Origin of the sequence: Pseudomonas sp. p50(2008) (assembly GCF_015351605.1) — a bacterium.
Classification (GTDB): domain Bacteria; phylum Pseudomonadota; class Gammaproteobacteria; order Pseudomonadales; family Pseudomonadaceae; genus Aquipseudomonas.
In genome coordinates this window covers 159,300-175,468 of sequence record NZ_JACMYF010000008.1, presented here as the reverse complement: position 1 = coordinate 175,468, position 16,169 = coordinate 159,300, and the positions used below count along the sequence as shown (strand labels likewise).

Here is a 16,169-nt window from a genome sequence, read left to right as displayed (position 1 = left end):
GCTGCTGCGCAGCCCAACGGGGATAAATCCCCTCGCCACACAAAGTTCGTCCCGCAAATTCGTGCGGTGCTATTGAATCAACGAGCCCCGCAGCGAGTGCGGCTGCGCGGCATCGATGTGCACGTCGGCGAACTGGCCGATCAAGGTTGGATTGTCGCAGCGGAAGTTGACGATCCGGTTATTCTCGGTCCGGCCTTGCAGCTCGCCAGGGTCTTTTTTCGAGTAATCGGTCACCAGGATCCGCTGGATCGAACCGACCATCTGTCGGCTGATCTCGAAACCTTGCTGGTTCAGGCGATGTTGCAGCGCATTCAGGCGTTCTTTCTTCAGCGCTTCCGGGGTCTCGTCCGCCAGATCAGCGGCCGGGGTGCCCGGACGCTGGCTATAGACGAACGAGTAGGAGAAGTCGAAACCGACGTCTTCAATCAGCTTCATGGTCTGTTCGAAGTCTTTTTCGGTCTCGCCCGGGAAACCGACGATAAAGTCCGAACTGATGCAGATTCCCGGCACGGCCGCGCGCAGTTTGCGCAGCTTGGACTTGTACTCCAGCGCCGTGTGGTTGCGCTTCATCGCCGAGAGAATCCGGTCGGAACCCGATTGCACCGGCAAATGCAGGTGTTTCACCAGTTCCGGGACATCGGCGTGGGCCTGGATCAGGCTGTCGGAGAATTCCAGCGGGTGCGAGGTGGTGTAGCGGATGCGATCGATGCCATCGACAGCGGCGACAACCCGAATCAACTCGGCCAGATCAGCCAGGCGACCATCATGGGTGTTGCCACGGTAGCCGTTGACGTTCTGACCCAGCAGGGTCACTTCGCGCACGCCGTTCTCGGCGAGGTGGATGATCTCGGCAATCACGTCGTCGAACGGGCGGCTGACTTCTTCGCCGCGTGTATAAGGCACGACGCAGAACGTGCAGTACTTGCTGCAGCCTTCCATCACCGACACATAAGCGCTCGGGCCATCAATGCGTGGCTCGGGCAAATGGTCGAATTTTTCAATTTCCGGGAACGAGACATCAACTTGCGGGAGCTTGGTGGCGCGCGCGGCGTCGATCATTTCCGGCAAACGGTGCAGTGTTTGCGGGCCGAACACCACGTCGACGTACGGCGCGCGATCGCGGATGGCGGCGCCTTCCTGACTGGCCACGCAACCGCCGACGGCGATCACCATGTCCGGGTTGGCCAGTTTGAGTTCGCGCCAGCGGCCGAGCTGGGAATACACCCGATCCTGGGCGCGTTCGCGAATGGAGCAGGTGTTCAGCAGGATCACGTCGGCATCTTCAGCGCGAGCGGTGACTTCCAGGGCCTGGTGTTCGCCCAGCAAGTCGACCATGCGCGAGCTGTCGTACTCGTTCATCTGGCAACCGTGGGTTTCGATGTAAAGCTTCTTGGCCATGGACAGAGTCATCACGTGATTCAAAGAACCGCGCATTATAGGGAACATGTTCCAAGGTTCCTACCGCTGTGCGTCCGGCGGCTATGCTATAGTTCGCGCCCTCATTTTTATCCCCCGATGTGTTGCTCGCCCGCCATGACCAAACGTGAAGCTCCAATCTACAAGGTGATTTTTCTTAACCAGGGCCAGGTGTACGAAATGTATGCCAAGCAGATCTATCAAAGTGATCTGTGGGGCTTCCTGGAAGTGGAAGAATTCGTCTTTGGCGAGCGCACGCAAGTGGTCGTCGATCCGAGCGAAGAGAAGCTCAAGGCTCAGTTCGAGGGTGTAGTTCGCAGTTTTGTGCCGATGCACTCGATTGTGCGCATCGATGAAGTGGAACGTCTCGGTACGCCGAAAATCAGCGAAGCCCGCGGCGCGGTCGGCAATGTCATGCCGTTCCCGATGCCGATGCCTGAGAAATAACAGAAAGCTGACAGAGCTCTCTTCTGGTCACAGAATCCCCTCAACACAATGGTCGAGTCGGGATCAAGGCAGCGGCGAAAACGGCGTACGCCCGTCCGCGCTTTGCAATTCCATCAGGTATTTACGAAAGATCTGCCCGAGCACCTGAGTGGCAACCTCAAGTTCTTCGCGCGGCATTTTCTCGGCCACTTCATCCGCGGTGTCCAGCGCATCTTCTGCGCCATTGACCGCCGCCATCTTCAGCACGATATACGCCTGAACATTATTGGCCGTCACGCCTTCACCGTGGAAAAACATGGTGCCGAGTTTGAATTGCGCCTGGGCATGGCCTTGCAGCGAGGCTTTTTCGAAATAGCTCAGGGCTTGATTGAGGTCGCGCGGCGCATTTTTGCCGTCGTAGTAGAACTCACCCAACTCGTATTGTGCCTGCGCATCCCCTTCATCCGACGCCTTCTGGCAGGCAGCGAGGGCCTGTGCCAGATCTTGCGGCTGAGTATTGAGGGTGCAACGACCCATCGCTGGGATTAACAACGAGTTGCCGCCTGCTTGTACAAGCAAGGGCTGAAGGAGCAACAGGCAGCCCAATGCAAGGGCGCGGCCGGTGCGGTTCATGGGAATCGACTTACCTCTGAAGGGCACGCGGACCCATCGAGGGGATCCAATAAGCGCGCATTATGAAATAAGCAGGGCCAACCTTACAAAGTCTTTACTCGTTTTTCTGCTGCACGGGGAATATATCGCCCACTTTATGGGTGATTCCTGGCAGATGAGTAGGAAAATGGGCACGGATGTAGGTAAAAGCTGACGCTGGCACTCGCCAACGTCAGCGGCACTGCGTTATTTCAATGCAGCGAATGCGCGTTCGGCGGCATCCAGCGTCAGTTTCAACTCGGCTTCGCCATGAGCGATCGAGGTGAAGCCGGCTTCGAATGCACTCGGCGCCAGGTACACACCACCTTCCAGCATCAGATGGAAGAAGCGTCCGAACAGTTTCGCGTCGCTGGCCATCACATCATCGAAGGTCACGATGTCGTCGGCACCGCTGAAGTACAGACCAAACATGCCACCTGCCTGGGTCGTCACGAACGGAATGCCTGCTGCATCGGCGCGCTGTTGCAGACCATCGAGCAGACGGCTGGTGTAGTCAGTCAATTCTGCGTGGAAACCAGGGCGGCTGATCAGGCGCAGGGTGGTCAAACCGGCCGCCATCGCCAGCGGGTTACCCGACAATGTGCCGGCCTGATACACAGGGCCCAGCGGTGCGATGTGCGACATGATTTCACGCTTGCCGCCAAAGCAGCCCACCGGCATGCCGCCGCCGATGATCTTGCCGAAGGTCGTCAGGTCCGGCGTGACACCGTAGTGCGCCTGCGCGCCGCCGAGGGCCACGCGGAAACCGGTCATCACTTCGTCAAAAATCAGCACCACACCGTGCTTGTCGCACAATGTGCGCAGGCCTTCGAGGAAACCGGGGGCCGGAGGCACGCAGTTCATGTTGCCGGCAACCGGCTCGACGATGATGCACGCTACGTCCTGGCCGACGTCGGCGAGCATCGTCTCGACCGCTTCGATGTCGTTGAACGGCAGGGTGAGTGTGTGTTTGGCAAATGCTGCCGGCACACCGGCCGAGCTCGGCACACCTTGGGTCAGCGCACCGGAGCCGGCTTTTACCAGCAAGCTGTCGGAGTGGCCGTGATAGCAGCCTTCAAACTTGATGATGCTGTCGCGACCGGTGAAACCACGGGCCAGGCGAATCGCGCTCATGGTCGCTTCGGTGCCGGAGCTGACCATGCGCACCATTTCCATCGACGGCACGAGCGAGCACACCAGATCAGCCATCTGGGTTTCCATTTCGGTCGGTGCGCCGTAGGAAAGCCCGTGTTCAAGTTGCTTGCGCACGGCGTCCAGCACGTCAGGGTGGCTGTGGCCGAGAATCATCGGGCCCCAGGAACCGACGTAATCCACATAACGCTTGTCGTCTTCGTCAGTGACGTAGGCGCCTTCAGCGTGTTTGAAAAACAGTGGCGTGCCACCCACGCTCTTGAACGCGCGAACAGGCGAATTCACGCCGCCGGGAATGTGTTTCTGGGCGTTGGCAAACAGGGTTTCGGAACGAGACATGATCGGGCTCTCAAAAATCAGGATTTGAACAATTCGTTAAAGGCGCGGGCGCGGCGGGTCACTTGCGCCGTATTCTCGGCACCAAACAGACCGTGAACGACCGCCAGCAAATCGGCCCCGTGGGCAACCAATGGCGCGGCGTTTTCCAGGGTGATACCGCCGATGACGCAGATCGGCAGGTGCAGTTTGCTGCGGGCCTGGTCGAGCAGTTCGAGATCGCACGCCGGCGCGCCGGGTTTGGTACTGGAGTTGAAAAAGCGGCCGAAGGCGACGTAACTGGCGCCTTCCTTGGCCGCTTGTTCGGCAAGATCGAGCTGGGCATGACACGTCGAACCAATGATCGCCGAACGACCCAGCAGGGCGCGGGCCGGGGTCAGCGGGCCGTCGGTCTGTCCCAGGTGGACGCCGACGTTCAGGCGCGCAGCCAATTCGGCATCGTCATTGATGATCAGCCGGGTCTTGTAGCGATCGCACAGGTCGCGCAGGGCTTCGGCCTCACGCAGACGGCGGGCCTCGTCGCTGCTCTTGTCACGGTACTGCAGCAAGGTGACGCCGCCTTCCAGCGCCGCCTCCACATACGACAGGAATTTCCCGGCCAGCAACTGGCTGTCGGTAATGGCGTAAAGGCCACGTAATTTCATCGGACAAGCCTCACCGCATTACTAACCAATAGGAAGTTACGAGCAGAAATCCAGCGGTAGACGCCGCGGTACGAACTGCCCTTTACCCAACTGCTCTGCATCGCGCAGGGTGCGCCACGTGTAGTTAAGCGCGGTCTGCACAGCGCTGACGAGGTTTTCACCCAGGGCCAGACGACCGGCCAGTGTGCTCGCCAATGTGCAGCCCGAACCGTGGTAGCTACCGGGCAGGCGCTGGCAGGTAAACGTCTTGCGAAGCCCGTCGCGGCTGTACAGACGGTTGTGGATGTCCTGTTCATCGCCGTGACCGCCAGTGATCAACAGGTGTTTGACGAACGGCAGGAGTTTTTCAGCGCACTCGTCTGCAGTGCCTTCCGGCAGTTCGGCGAGGATGCGGGCTTCGGGAAGGTTAGGGGTGGCAATGATTGCCAGCGGCAGCAAGCGCTCGCGCATGGCGTAACCGACTTCATCCTTGCCCAGTCGTCCTCCGCCACCTGCGCGCAGCACCGGGTCACAGACCATCGGCAAATGCGGGTGCGCCTGAAGCAGTTCGACGACGGTGTCGACCATTTCCAGAGAACCGAGCATGCCCAGTTTAACGGCGGCGACTTCGGAATCGTCGAGCACGGCATTGGCCTGGGCCAACACCCACTCGCGGTCGAGGACGCGGAAGTCAGTGACGTTGACCGTGTTTTGCACGGTCAGGGCGGTGACGGCCGGAGCCGCATGACAACCCTGCGCGAGCAAGGCTTCGATATCTGCCTGCAAGCCGGCGCCACCACTGGGGTCGTGGCCGGAGAGACAGAGGACAACGGGGCGAGAGCTGAAGATATTCATGGTGCGCGAGCTTACCACCAGTCGACCCATCAGTCATGAAGGTCCATTTGCTCCAGACGACACCTGCGTCAACCACCGTCCTGGAGCAGCTGGCGAAGCCTGCGTTCGACTGCGTAGCAGTTGCCTATACGTCACCCGCGATCTAACCGAAACACTGTGGAGGGCGGTATTTCGACTGCTGCGTAGTCGAACGCAGGCTTCGCCAGCTGCTACAGGGGGCCAGGGCGTATGGCCTGGCAAACAGGTATTTTTCGATGTTTTTCGCTGAAACGCCCGTGCTAGAGCCGTTGTACGAATTTTTACAATGGTGTTCAAAGGCCATCAACGCCATGCTAGAGTGGATCCAAACCAATAACAGGTAATACCGGTTTTACGTCTACTCAAAAGGAATGAGGGGCTTCCTTGGATAACCGGAGCGGCCACGCTGGGGCTTAAATGCGCTATTTGCTGATGTTGCTGCTTTGCTTGCCCCTTTTGGCGAGCGCAGTCGAGTTCGACGAGTCCACCCAAAGCCTGCCATTGGGTCGCGCCTTGCAAGTGTTCGAAGACCCGAGTGGTCAGGCGACCATTGCCGACGTACGTGCGCAAGCGGCGGCCGGGAACTTCAAACCCCACGATAAAGACACCTTGAACGCCGGTTATTCGCGTTCGGTGTTCTGGCTCAAAATCGACCTGCATTACCGTCCGCATGATCCGGCTGCGCAACGGACCTGGTTACTCGAACTGGCCTATCCACCTCTCGATCACCTTGATCTGTACTTGCCCGATGCTGCCGGCACCTACCAGTTGGCCCGACAGACGGGTGACGCATTACCGTTCGACAGTCGCGAAATTCGCCAGAACAACTATTTGTTTGATCTGAACTTCACCCCGGACCAAGTGCAAACCCTGTACCTGCGTCTGCAAAGTGAAGGCTCCATTCAGGCCCCTGTCACGTTGTGGTCGAGCACTGCGTTCCTCGAAGAACAGCCTTTGCGCCTTTATGTGCTTGGGTTGATCTATGGCGTATTGCTCGGGATGCTGGTCTACAACCTGTTCATCTATCTCAGCGTGCGCGACACCAGCTACCTCTATTACATTTTCTACATCGCCTCGTTCGGCCTGTATCAGCTGTCGGTGAACGGTGCGGCGGTACAGTACTTCTGGCCGAACAACCCCTGGTGGGCCAACGCTTCGACACCGTTCTTCATTGGATGTGCCGGCCTGTTTGGCAGTCAGTTCGCCCGCAGCTTCCTGCAGACGGCGGTGCACAGTCGCTGGCTCGACCGCTTGCTGTTGGCACTGGTGATGTTTGGGGCGGTGGTGGTCGGGCTCTCATTGATGACCAGTTACGCCCTGGCCCTGCGGTTGGCGACGACGCTGGCGCTGACCTTCACCGTGGTGATTTTCGCGGCCGGTATTTTCGCCTGGGTCCGCGGACTGCGCGTCGCGCGTTATTTCATCATCGCCTGGTCGGCTTTTTTGCTCGGGGGCATCATCAACACCTTGATGGTGCTGGGTTACCTGCCGAATGTTTTCCTGACCATGTATTCCAGCCAGATCGGTTCGGCCATCGAAGTGGCGCTGCTGTCCCTGGCCCTGGCTGACCGCATCAATTCCATGCGCGAGCAGCAGGCACAGACCCTGTTCGATGCCGGTCAAAAGCTCGAAGTACTGAACCAGCAACTGGCGCACAGCAACCAGCTCAAGGATGAATTCCTCGCCACCCTGACCCATGAACTGCGCACGCCAATGAATGGTGTCATCGGTTCGCTGGAGTTGATGCAGACCGTCGAGATGGATCAGGAGCTGGCGCAGTATCAGCAGACAGCCGCCGGGTCTGCGCGCGACATGATGCGCATGGTCAACGGCATCCTTACCCTGACTGAATTGCAGGCCGGCAAACTGAAGGCCACTGCGTCGTCATTCAGCCTGCGCAGCGTGGTTGAAGCCCTGCGCGTGCAGTTCGAAGGCAACGCGTTGAGCAAGTCTCTGGATTTCAAAGTGGATATCGCAACCGGATTGCCAGACCGGTTGCACGGCGACAGCGCCAAATTGACCCAATGCCTGGAATGCCTGCTGGACAACGCGATCAAATTCACCCGGATTGGCGGGCTGGCACTGCGAGTGACAGGCAAACCTGCAGAGCCGGGTCGATTGGCGCTCTCGTTCGCCGTGATCGATACCGGCATCGGCTTCACCGATTTGGGCGAAGCAACGATGTACCAGCGGTTTTTCCAGCTCGACGGCTCGATGACGCGCGAACACGGCGGTCTGGGTGTGGGGCTGGCGATTTGTCGGCAACTGGTCGAATTGCTCGGTGGACGGCTCACTCATCGTTCCGAACCAGGGCGCGGAAGTCGCTTCCAGCTCGACGTCGAGTTCGAACTGCCGGAAATAGAGCCGCCAATGCAGGACCGTCATTTCCCACGCCTGCGTTTGCCTCGCGATTGCACGGTGTTGGTGGTGGATGACAACAGCATCAACCAGCTGGTGATGCGCGGCATGTTGCTCAAACTCGGGTTCCAGGTGCGTACCGCCGACAATGAAGCTGCAGCGATCGATTACCTGCAGCGTGAAACTTTTGATGCGGTGCTGCTGGATTGTCAGTTACCTGCCTCTGACGGTATCTCTGTCTGCTGCCAGATTCGGTCCTTGCCAGGCTGTGCGCAATTGCCCGTCTTCATGCTGGCGCTGAGCAATGATCGGGAGCGCTGCCCAGCGGGCGATTTGATCGATTATCTGAGCAAACCGGTGAAATTCGAGGTGTTGCAAGCAGCCCTCTATCGTCGTGTGCTCAGTCCGCAACAAGGCGAAAGCGCCGGCAGTTAGGCGGATATGACACTTTGATCGGCCATGGGGCGGTGCTTAACTAAACCCCTTGGCTGACCCAAAGGAGCCCCGTCATGAACTTGCATCAGTTCGCCGAAACCCACGAAGTCACCAACCAGCCCCCGTCGCTGGACGGTACCAACCTGTACCGCATCGACCTGCCGTTGCAGGAGTGGTCGCGGCGGTTTGGCGCGGGTTGGGCCGAGTCGCGAATTGACGCGTATGGCGCATTGGCCGGCGGGCCGCTGATGGAAGCAGGGTTTCTGGCCAATCAGAACAAACCGGTGTTTGTCAGTCATGACCGTTACGGCCATCGCATCGACCTGGTGGAGTTTCACCCGGCCTATCACGAGTTGATGCGCACAGCAGTCGAACACGGATTGACCTCATTGCCTTGGGCGCATCCTCAGGCCGGTGCCCACGTTGCTCGCGCGTCGATGACCTATCTGCACAGCCAGGCCGAAGCCGGCAGCGGTTGCCCGCTCACCATGACCTTCGCCAGCGTTCCGGCGATGCGTCTGCAGCCGGACCTGGCGGATCAATGGCTGCCTAAAATCCTCGCCACCGAATATGACCCGCGCAACGTCGGCATGGCCCACAAGGCGGGTGTCACCATTGGCATGGCCATGACCGAGAAGCAGGGCGGCACGGATGTTCGGGCGAACACCACCAAGGCTTATCCGGTCGGCGCGAGCGGTCCGGGCCAGGCCTATGAACTGGTGGGGCACAAGTGGTTCTGCTCGGCGCCCATGTGTGATGCATTCCTGACGCTGGCTCAGACCGACAAGGGACTGACCTGCTTTCTGCTGCCACGGCATCGTCCGGACGACACGCGAAACCAGTTCTACATACAGCGCCTGAAGAACAAGCTCGGCAATTGTTCCAACGCGTCCAGCGAAGTGGAGTTTCGGGGGGCGCTGGCCTGGATGGTCGGCGAAGAGGGGCGCGGCGTGCCGACCATTATCGAAATGGTCGCCATGACCCGTTTCGATTGCATGGTCGGTTCCAGCTCATTGATGCGTCAGGCCCTGACCCAGGCCAGCCATCACTGCGCTCACCGCAGTGTCGGTGGCAAACTGCTCAGCGAGCAGCCCTTGATGCAGAACGTCCTGGCCGACCTGGCCCTGGAAAGCGAAGCGGCCCTGGCCTTGAGTCTGCGCATGGGGCGCGCGCTGGACCATCTGGACGACGGTCATGAAGCGAAATTCGCCCGACTGGTGACCGCGGTGGGCAAGTACTGGATCTGCAAACGCGCGCCGGCGATGATCAACGAAGCGGCCGAATGCATGGGCGGCGCGGGTTATGTCGAGGAAAGCATCCTGCCGCGGCTGTACCGTGAGGCGCCCGTGAATTCGACGTGGGAAGGCTCCGGCAACGTGCAATGCCTTGACGTGCTGCGCGCCTTGTCGAAAGAACCGGGCGTGCTTGATGTGCTGTTCAGCGAGTTGGGTGACGGCCATGGCGACAAGCGTCTGACCGCGCACATCAACCAATTGCAGGCGGCGTTCAAGGACACTGGCGACATTCAATACCGTGCGCGGCAGCTCACCGAGGACATTGCGTTGGGGTTGCAGGCCAAGCTGTTGCTGGAGGCCGGCAATGCCGCGGTCAGTGACGCATTCATCGCCAGCCGCCTGGGTTCGGCGGGGCGGGTGTACGGTGCGTTACCGCGGGGTCTGGATGTGGAAGCGATTGTGGCGCGTTCGACTCCGCAAAGGTTCTGACCACCAAAAACCTATTGTAGGAGTGAGCCTGCTCGCGATATCGGTGTGTCAGTCAACACAATTGTTGGCTGACACGCCGCTATCGCGAGCAGGCTCACTCCCACAATGGATCTGCGCTGGACTTGGCATTTGTGTTGAGGCCACTGTTCCCGTGAAGCACCGATACAGGCAAGATGAAGCTCTGCAAGTCAGAACACAGGATGCTGATCGTGACCGAAGCTTTTATTGTCGTTCAAACCGCCGAGCAAGCCGTGGACCGGCTTGCGCTCTTGCACAATCGTGCAACCACCGCGCTGAACCAGGCGCTCAAGCGTTACCTCAAGGATCGTGTTGAGCCGGATGCCGAACAGCGTGCGATGTTTCGTTATCCTGAGCTGCGCCTGACCTATCACTGTCAGGGCGAAGTCCCGCAAACCACTCGCGCCTACGCCAAGGTTCAACTGCCAGGGACCTACAGCGTCACCGTGACTCATCCGGCCGCCTTCCGTAAGTACTTGCTGGAACAACTCGTTCCCCTGATGCACGACTTTACCGTGACCGTGGAAGTCGGCGTCAGTCAGCAGAACATTCCTTATCCGTATGTCGTTGAACAGGGCGATGAGCTGGCCGGCTCCGGTGTGACAGCCGCCGTGCTGGCGCGCGTGTTCCCGAGTACCGACCTGTCCGCCGCTACCGATGGCATTGCCGATGGTTTGTACGATTGGGAAAACACCGATCCGTTGCCCCTGGCGCTGTTCGATGCGGCACGGGTGGATTTCTCCCTGCGTCGCCTGGTGCATTACACCGGCAGCGACTGGCGTCATGTGCAGCCGTGGATTCTGCTGACCAACTACCACCGTTATGTCGACCAGTTCATCGTCCATGGCCTGGAACAGTTGCGCAGTGACCCGCGCTTCGTACGTATGGTCCTGCCGGGCAATGTGATCATCGAAAAGAGCATGGACCACGGCGAAGCCTCGGCGATTGCCGCAGGCGTTGTCTGGCATCGTTACCAGATGCCGGCCTATCACCTGATCGCCAGCGATGGCCATGGCGTGACGCTGGTGAACATCGGCGTCGGCCCGTCCAACGCCAAGAACATCACCGATCACCTGGCCGTACTGCGCCCGCATTGCTGGTTGATGATCGGCCACTGCGGCGGCTTGCGTCAGTCCCAGACCATCGGCGACTACGTCCTGGCTCACGCCTATATGCGCCGCGACGGGATTCTTGACCGGGTCGTGCCGCCCAACATCCCGATTCCCGCCCTCGCCGAAGTGCAGATGGCCCTGCAGCAAGCGGCGGCGAACATCACCGGTGAGAAGGGCGACGAGCTGAAAAAGCGTCTGCGCACCGGCACCGTGTTGACCTACGACGACCGTAACTGGGAACTGCGCTGGGCTCAGGAGCGTCCGCTGATCAACCTGTCTCGCGCCGTGGCGGTGGACATGGAAAGCGGCACCATCGCCGCCCAGGGTTATCGTTTGCGGGTGCCCTATGGCACGTTGCTGTGCGTCTCGGACAAACCGCTGCACAGCGAAATCAAGTTGCCGGGATCGGCCAACGCTTTCTACGAGCGCGCAGTCAGTCAGCACTTGAAGATCGGCATCGAGGCGGTGGATTTGTTGCGCACCGAACTCAACTCGCTGCACTCACGCAAACTGCGCAGCTTCGACGAGCCGCCGTTCCGCTGATTTGCCGATGGTTATTTAACGGTCGGGCTACTAGCATTAGCAGCCCTGACCGTTAGATGTTCATTTCGCCATGCCCCGTCCACCTCGTCCTGTTTCACACCGCCCTGGCGTGAAGCCTGCACCATCCTCCTCAGCCCCTCGCCGGGTTGCCAAAGCGCCGCCTGCCGAGCCGAAACTGATTCTGTTCAACAAACCTTTTGATGTGCTGACGCAATTCAGCGACGCAGAAGGGCGCGCGACGCTCAAGGATTACATCGATGTTCCCGGGATTTATCCGGCAGGACGCCTGGACCGTGACAGTGAAGGCTTGTTGTTGCTGACCAACGACGGACAGCTTCAGGCACGCATCGCCGATCCGAAACACAAACTGGCCAAGACCTACTGGGTGCAAGTGGAAGGCGAGCCGAGCCCCGAGCAGTTGCAGCGTTTACGCGATGGCGTTGAACTGAACGACGGCATGACGTTGCCCGCCGAGGCACGGCTACTTGAAGAGCCAGAATTGTGGCCTCGCAACCCGCCCGTACGCTTTCGTAAAAGCGTGCCGACGAGTTGGCTGGAGTTGGTCATCCGCGAGGGGCGCAACCGCCAGGTGCGGCGCATGACTGCGGCCGTCGGCTTGCCGACATTGCGGCTGGTGCGGGTCAGGATCGGTAACTGGACGATCGAAGGGCTCGATCAGGGCCAGTGGAAGGAAGTGCCCGCGCGCTTATAAGGCGCCGGATTCAATCAGGCCGATCACGACGCTTTTGATGATGAACGCAGCCACGCCCAGGCCCAGCACGAAGAACAGAATCATCGAGCCGAAGCGTCCGGCCTTGGACTTCTTCGCCAGATCCCAAACGATGAAACCCATGAAAATGATCAGGATGGAGACCAGGCCGGTCATCATCCACTCTTCGAATACTGCAGGATCCATCGAACATCTCCAGCGCGGGCGGGGCTAATAAGGGCGGGGGCGAGTATACGCCAGGGGGATTGGCGGAGCATTGTGTGGCGAGGGGATTTATCCCCGTTGGGTTGCGCAGCGACCCCAGGATTGTCTGCCAGCGCTACGCATTGGAACGAAGTGGTGCGGCATTCCGATAAATCCCCTCGCCACAGAAAACACACACACCAATCAGCTGCGCAGATGAGTCAACGGCAACTCAGTGCTGTTCAACACCTGATTCAACACAAAACTCGACCGCACGCTCGTCACGCCTTCAATCCGCGTCAGATGCCCCAGCAGCAATTTCTGATAGTGGTCCATGTCCGGCACAACGACCTTCAGCTGATAGTCGGCATCCATCCCGGTCACCAGACTGCATTCAAGTACCTGGGGCAAGGTGCGAATCGCGGCTTCAAAGTTTTCGAACCGCTCAGGCGTGTGGCGATCCATGCCGATCAGCACGTACGCGGTCAGGCTCAGGCCCAGCATCTTGCGATCCAGCAAAGCGACCTGGCGCGAGATGTAGCCGTCGTCTTCCAGTTGCTTGACCCGACGGGAACAGGGCGAAGGCGACAGGCCGATGCGTTCGGCCAGCTCCTGATTGGAGATGCGCGCGTCACGCTGCAATTCCGCCAAAATGCTCAAGTCGTATCTGTCGAGTTTGCTCATCAGTCAGGCCTTTGTCATAACTATTGCGGCGGATTATCTATCCAGGGTTAAAAATTGCGCAAGTGATGTTTAATTCAGCAATCTTCGCAATCCTCTGCCGGCGTCACGAGCCTATTCTTATCACCAGAATCACTGCTCGGACAAACAGTCCAGTGCGGCTCGCCCAATCAGGTCAGCTGCGGTCGCCACCCCCACAGGGGATGTGCCGGCCCCCGAGCTACACAATGTCCAGAAGACGGCGTGAGGTGAGCCGACGTCAAAAGCGTCGAGCACGGACGAAGTTCTCAAAGGGAGGCCGACGGGTCTCCCTTTTCTTTTGCCCGCTATTTATCGCCAGGCCCTCAATAAATAAGTTGCGTGACTGATAACCTGTCGCAGAACCGGCCTGTGCTTTCCCAGTCTTATGTACAAGCCCTAACTCGCAGTGAGGAAAAGCATGAAGTCGCGCATCTGGCAGTTGGCCGGTGTTGGTTTGCTGTGTATGAGTGTCACTGCGCAATCGCTGGCCGATGACCCGCCAAACCACGGCCCCGATGGCGGGCAACGCGGGGGGGATGGTCGTCAGGGCAACAATCAGGGGCATGGTGGCAACAATAACCAGCAGCGCCCGCAGAACAATCCTCAACAGAATAATCAGCCGCATGGGCAGAACGCTCCGCAGCAGAATCAACCGCGCCCGCAAAACAACGAGATCATTCGTGGCGACAACAGCCGTCAATTCGAACAGAACGGCCAGCATCAGAACGGGCAAAACCGTCCGCAACCCGACTACAACAGCCGGGTTCGATCGCCACCTCCGCCGCCTCAGCTGCCAGCCAATGACCTGCCGATACAGGGCCGGCCCGACAGCGTGCGCCAGACTCAGCAGCCGCAGCGTGGTTACTACCAGGATGTTCCACAGCGCAACAATAACAACCAGCACTGGCAGGCGGGCGGTCCGGGATCACGTCCCGATGACCATCGCTGGCCGGGTCGTCCGGATGGCCACGGCAACGGTTGGGGCCCAGGACCACAGTATCGTCCAGGTCACGTGATCGACCGCTTCCCGGACCGTGATTATCGAGTGCCTTACGGTGGTCGGGATTACTTTTATTCCGGTGGCTACTGGTATCGCCCGCAGGGACCGCGTTATGTGGTGGTGCAGCCACCGCGTGGCATTCGCGTCAGTTACCTGCCCGACTACGCACGGGAAGTGTGGATTGGCGGTTCGTTGCTGTTCCTGGCGGCAGGTTCGTACTACGCCTATCAGGAGAACACTCAGGATTACGTCGTGGTCGAGCCTGCGGGCCAGCCGCTGCCGCAATCGGCCAGCAACAGTTACGACGTGGAAGCGTATCCGGCGAATGGGCAGCCACCAGAAGTGGTCAATCAGGATGGCTACGAGTGTTATCGATTCGCCGTCGAGCAGAGCGGCTTTGATCCCCGGGCCGACACCTATCAGCCAGACCCGTCGGCCGTGCAAGCGTACCGACAGGCCCAGGGCAACTGCCTGAGCAGTCGCGGTTACCGGGTAACGTTCTGAGCCCGGGCGGCCTGTACCACTTCCTGCGGGTCGGCGTGCACCAGCACTTCGGCTTTGGGGTAGACGGCATGAATGGCATCGGCGGCCTGGTCGCTGATGCCGTGGGCGACTGACAGGGTCAGGTCCCCCGGCAACTCCAGGTGCAGTTGCACAAACCACTGGTTGCCGGAGACCCGCGTGCGCAAGTCATGCGCACCCAGAACGCCCGGCACGTTGCAGGCCAGTTCGAGCATGTGCTGGCTGACATCCGCCGGCAGCTCTTCGTCCATCAGCACGGTAAAGCTTTGCCGGGCGATCTGAATCGCGCTCCAGAGTATGTAGACGGCGATGCCCAAGCCAAACCACGCATCCACCTGATGCCAGCCAAATCCTGCCAGTATCAGTGCCACCAGAATGCTGCCGTTGAGCAGCATGTCCGAGCGGTAATGCAGCGAGTCGGCGTGCACGGCATTGGAGCCGGTCGCCTTGACGACCCGGTGCTGAAGAGTCAGTAGCGCCAGGGTCAGCCCCAGAGAGAAGATAATCACTCCGATGCTGATCCAGGGCGCTCCCACCGGCTCCGGATTTTTTAACCGCTCAAACGCCTGCAGGGCGATCAGCACCGCACTGCCGCCAATGAACAGCGCCTGAGCCATGCCCGCCAGTGATTCAGCCTTGCCATGCCCGTAACGGTGATCGTCATCCGCCGGGCGCAGGGCGTAATGGACCGCCAGCAGATTGAGCAACGACGTCACACCGTCGAGTGCCGAGTCGGTCAGGCCGGCGAGCATGCTCACCGAACCACTCAGCCACCAGGCAATCGCTTTGGCGACGATCAGCGTGCACGCCACCGCCACCGAGGCTCGGGTCGCCAGCCGCAACAGGCGGGCGTGTTCTGCGCTGGAGATCATGAGTCCGGCGATTCCTTTCAATACAGGTTCTTAGGCGGTAGGTTGCAGACCGAACATGGCCAGTTGCTGGGTGCTGCCCTTGTGCTGGATCAGGCGTGGATCGTCCAGCGGGAAGCTGCGGCCCAGTTCGGTTTCCAGAATAGTCTGCAATTTGCGGTTATCGACCTTGCCATCAGCGCCGATGGCTTCCTGAAGTTTTTCCGGTGCCACCTGGGCCGTCTTGCCCGGTTCGAAGTAAATCGCGCCGGTGGCGAAGTCGACGGCAAATGCGATCAGCCCGGGAATGACATAGAACAGCAAACCGACGGCATCGAGCACAGCAATGGCCGGGTCGATCTTGCCGTCGATCTGCCCGCGGCGATCGGGGTAGAAGATCGATCCGCACGCGGTGACTTGTGTCAGCAGAGTCGCCACCAAAACACCGCCAATCAGGCGAAAGGGAACACGCATGGGAAACCTCCTTGGGTCATCTGGAAACGAAGCGTCGTCGGTA

15 protein-coding genes are annotated in these 16,169 nt (G+C 59.7%); 6 read left to right on the top strand and 9 right to left on the bottom strand.

Features of this window, described 5'->3' with window-relative positions; all coding sequences use genetic code 11:
• Window positions 1-69 precede the first annotated feature (69 nt).
• Entirely contained in the window at window positions 70-1,398 is a 1,329-nt protein-coding gene (miaB, locus tag H7698_RS22405) for a tRNA (N6-isopentenyl adenosine(37)-C2)-methylthiotransferase MiaB (protein WP_194692853.1), read from the bottom strand.
• Window positions 1,399-1,533: 135 nt separating this feature from the next.
• On the opposite strand from miaB, the gene H7698_RS22400 reads away from it, so the two are divergent.
• On the top strand, window positions 1,534-1,863 hold the full coding sequence (locus H7698_RS22400; RefSeq protein WP_007894425.1) for a DUF1820 family protein: 330 nt from the start codon (window positions 1,534-1,536) through the stop codon (window positions 1,861-1,863).
• Window positions 1,864-1,926: 63 nt separating this feature from the next.
• Here the strand turns inward: H7698_RS22400 and H7698_RS22395 are convergent, their stop codons facing one another.
• From H7698_RS22395 to H7698_RS22380, 4 genes are all read right to left on the bottom strand, one after another.
• Window positions 1,927-2,475, bottom strand: a complete 549-nt coding sequence (locus H7698_RS22395) for a tetratricopeptide repeat protein (protein ID WP_194692852.1) — start codon at window positions 2,473-2,475, stop codon at window positions 1,927-1,929.
• 225 nt (window positions 2,476-2,700) lie between these two features.
• On the bottom strand, window positions 2,701-3,984 hold the full coding sequence (gene hemL, locus H7698_RS22390; RefSeq protein WP_194692851.1) for a glutamate-1-semialdehyde 2,1-aminomutase: 1,284 nt from the start codon (window positions 3,982-3,984) through the stop codon (window positions 2,701-2,703).
• Between the two features lie 17 nt (window positions 3,985-4,001).
• Window positions 4,002-4,625 (bottom strand): thiamine phosphate synthase, encoded by a 624-nt coding sequence (thiE, locus tag H7698_RS22385; protein ID WP_194692850.1) that lies wholly within the window; start codon window positions 4,623-4,625, stop codon window positions 4,002-4,004.
• A 36-nt stretch (window positions 4,626-4,661) separates the two neighbouring features.
• Entirely contained in the window at window positions 4,662-5,459 is a 798-nt protein-coding gene (locus H7698_RS22380; protein WP_194692849.1) for a hydroxymethylpyrimidine/phosphomethylpyrimidine kinase, read from the bottom strand.
• A 435-nt stretch (window positions 5,460-5,894) separates the two neighbouring features.
• Here H7698_RS22380 and H7698_RS22375 point away from each other — a divergent pair, with 435 nt between their 5' ends.
• From H7698_RS22375 to H7698_RS22360, 4 genes are all read left to right on the top strand, one after another.
• A complete protein-coding gene (locus H7698_RS22375) occupies window positions 5,895-8,270 on the top strand; it encodes a hybrid sensor histidine kinase/response regulator (RefSeq protein ID WP_194692848.1) in 2,376 nt (791 codons plus the stop codon).
• 74 nt (window positions 8,271-8,344) lie between these two features.
• Entirely contained in the window at window positions 8,345-9,994 is a 1,650-nt protein-coding gene (locus H7698_RS22370; protein WP_194692847.1) for an acyl-CoA dehydrogenase family protein, read from the top strand.
• Between the two features lie 173 nt (window positions 9,995-10,167).
• The gene (amn, locus tag H7698_RS22365; RefSeq protein WP_178114332.1) at window positions 10,168-11,667 is read left to right on the top strand and encodes an AMP nucleosidase; all 1,500 of its coding nucleotides are present in this window, start codon (window positions 10,168-10,170) and stop codon (window positions 11,665-11,667) included.
• Window positions 11,668-11,737: 70 nt separating this feature from the next.
• Window positions 11,738-12,379 carry a pseudouridine synthase gene (locus tag H7698_RS22360; protein WP_235992918.1) on the top strand — a complete coding sequence of 214 codons (642 nt, stop codon included), beginning with the start codon at window positions 11,738-11,740 and terminating at the stop codon, window positions 12,377-12,379.
• Here H7698_RS22360 and H7698_RS22355 read toward each other — a convergent pair.
• Together H7698_RS22355 and H7698_RS22350 are read right to left on the bottom strand one after the other, a co-directional pair.
• Window positions 12,374-12,583 (bottom strand): DUF2788 domain-containing protein, encoded by a 210-nt coding sequence (locus tag H7698_RS22355; protein WP_026077819.1) that lies wholly within the window; start codon window positions 12,581-12,583, stop codon window positions 12,374-12,376. The two genes, H7698_RS22360 and H7698_RS22355, sit on opposite strands and share 6 nt — an antisense overlap.
• Window positions 12,584-12,784: 201 nt before the next feature.
• Entirely contained in the window at window positions 12,785-13,264 is a 480-nt protein-coding gene (locus tag H7698_RS22350) for an Lrp/AsnC family transcriptional regulator (RefSeq protein ID WP_007937367.1), read from the bottom strand.
• A 436-nt stretch (window positions 13,265-13,700) separates the two neighbouring features.
• On the opposite strand from H7698_RS22350, the gene H7698_RS22345 reads away from it, so the two are divergent.
• Window positions 13,701-14,786: a DUF6515 family protein gene (locus H7698_RS22345; RefSeq protein ID WP_194692846.1), complete on the top strand. Its 1,086-nt coding sequence runs from the start codon at window positions 13,701-13,703 to the stop codon at window positions 14,784-14,786.
• Here the strand turns inward: H7698_RS22345 and H7698_RS22340 are convergent.
• Both H7698_RS22340 and H7698_RS22335 read right to left on the bottom strand, forming a co-directional pair.
• Window positions 14,768-15,676, bottom strand: a complete 909-nt coding sequence (locus H7698_RS22340) for a cation diffusion facilitator family transporter (RefSeq protein WP_194692845.1) — start codon at window positions 15,674-15,676, stop codon at window positions 14,768-14,770. The genes H7698_RS22345 and H7698_RS22340 overlap by 19 nt on opposite strands.
• Before the next feature lie 30 nt (window positions 15,677-15,706).
• A complete protein-coding gene (locus tag H7698_RS22335; RefSeq protein ID WP_194692844.1) occupies window positions 15,707-16,126 on the bottom strand; it encodes a polyribonucleotide nucleotidyltransferase in 420 nt (139 codons plus the stop codon).
• Window positions 16,127-16,169 lie beyond the last annotated feature (43 nt).

Bases quoted from the DNA above. Each gene is read 5' to 3' on its own strand.
- miaB (WP_194692853.1), bottom strand. From the start codon at position 1,398: ATGGCCAAGAAGCTTTACATCGAAACCCACGGTTGCCAGATGAACGAG.
- H7698_RS22400 (WP_007894425.1), top strand. From the start codon at position 1,534: ATGACCAAACGTGAAGCTCCAATCTACAAGGTGATTTTTCTTAACCAG.
- H7698_RS22395 (WP_194692852.1), bottom strand. From the start codon at position 2,475: ATGAACCGCACCGGCCGCGCCCTTGCATTGGGCTGCCTGTTGCTCCTT.
- hemL (WP_194692851.1), bottom strand. From the start codon at position 3,984: ATGTCTCGTTCCGAAACCCTGTTTGCCAACGCCCAGAAACACATTCCC.
- thiE (WP_194692850.1), bottom strand. From the start codon at position 4,625: ATGAAATTACGTGGCCTTTACGCCATTACCGACAGCCAGTTGCTGGCC.
- H7698_RS22380 (WP_194692849.1), bottom strand. From the start codon at position 5,459: ATGAATATCTTCAGCTCTCGCCCCGTTGTCCTCTGTCTCTCCGGCCAC.
- H7698_RS22375 (WP_194692848.1), top strand. From the start codon at position 5,895: ATGCGCTATTTGCTGATGTTGCTGCTTTGCTTGCCCCTTTTGGCGAGC.
- H7698_RS22370 (WP_194692847.1), top strand. From the start codon at position 8,345: ATGAACTTGCATCAGTTCGCCGAAACCCACGAAGTCACCAACCAGCCC.
- amn (WP_178114332.1), top strand. From the start codon at position 10,168: ATGAAGCTCTGCAAGTCAGAACACAGGATGCTGATCGTGACCGAAGCT.
- H7698_RS22360 (WP_235992918.1), top strand. From the start codon at position 11,738: ATGCCCCGTCCACCTCGTCCTGTTTCACACCGCCCTGGCGTGAAGCCT.
- H7698_RS22355 (WP_026077819.1), bottom strand. From the start codon at position 12,583: ATGGATCCTGCAGTATTCGAAGAGTGGATGATGACCGGCCTGGTCTCC.
- H7698_RS22350 (WP_007937367.1), bottom strand. From the start codon at position 13,264: ATGAGCAAACTCGACAGATACGACTTGAGCATTTTGGCGGAATTGCAG.
- H7698_RS22345 (WP_194692846.1), top strand. From the start codon at position 13,701: ATGAAGTCGCGCATCTGGCAGTTGGCCGGTGTTGGTTTGCTGTGTATG.
- H7698_RS22340 (WP_194692845.1), bottom strand. From the start codon at position 15,676: ATGATCTCCAGCGCAGAACACGCCCGCCTGTTGCGGCTGGCGACCCGA.
- H7698_RS22335 (WP_194692844.1), bottom strand. From the start codon at position 16,126: ATGCGTGTTCCCTTTCGCCTGATTGGCGGTGTTTTGGTGGCGACTCTG.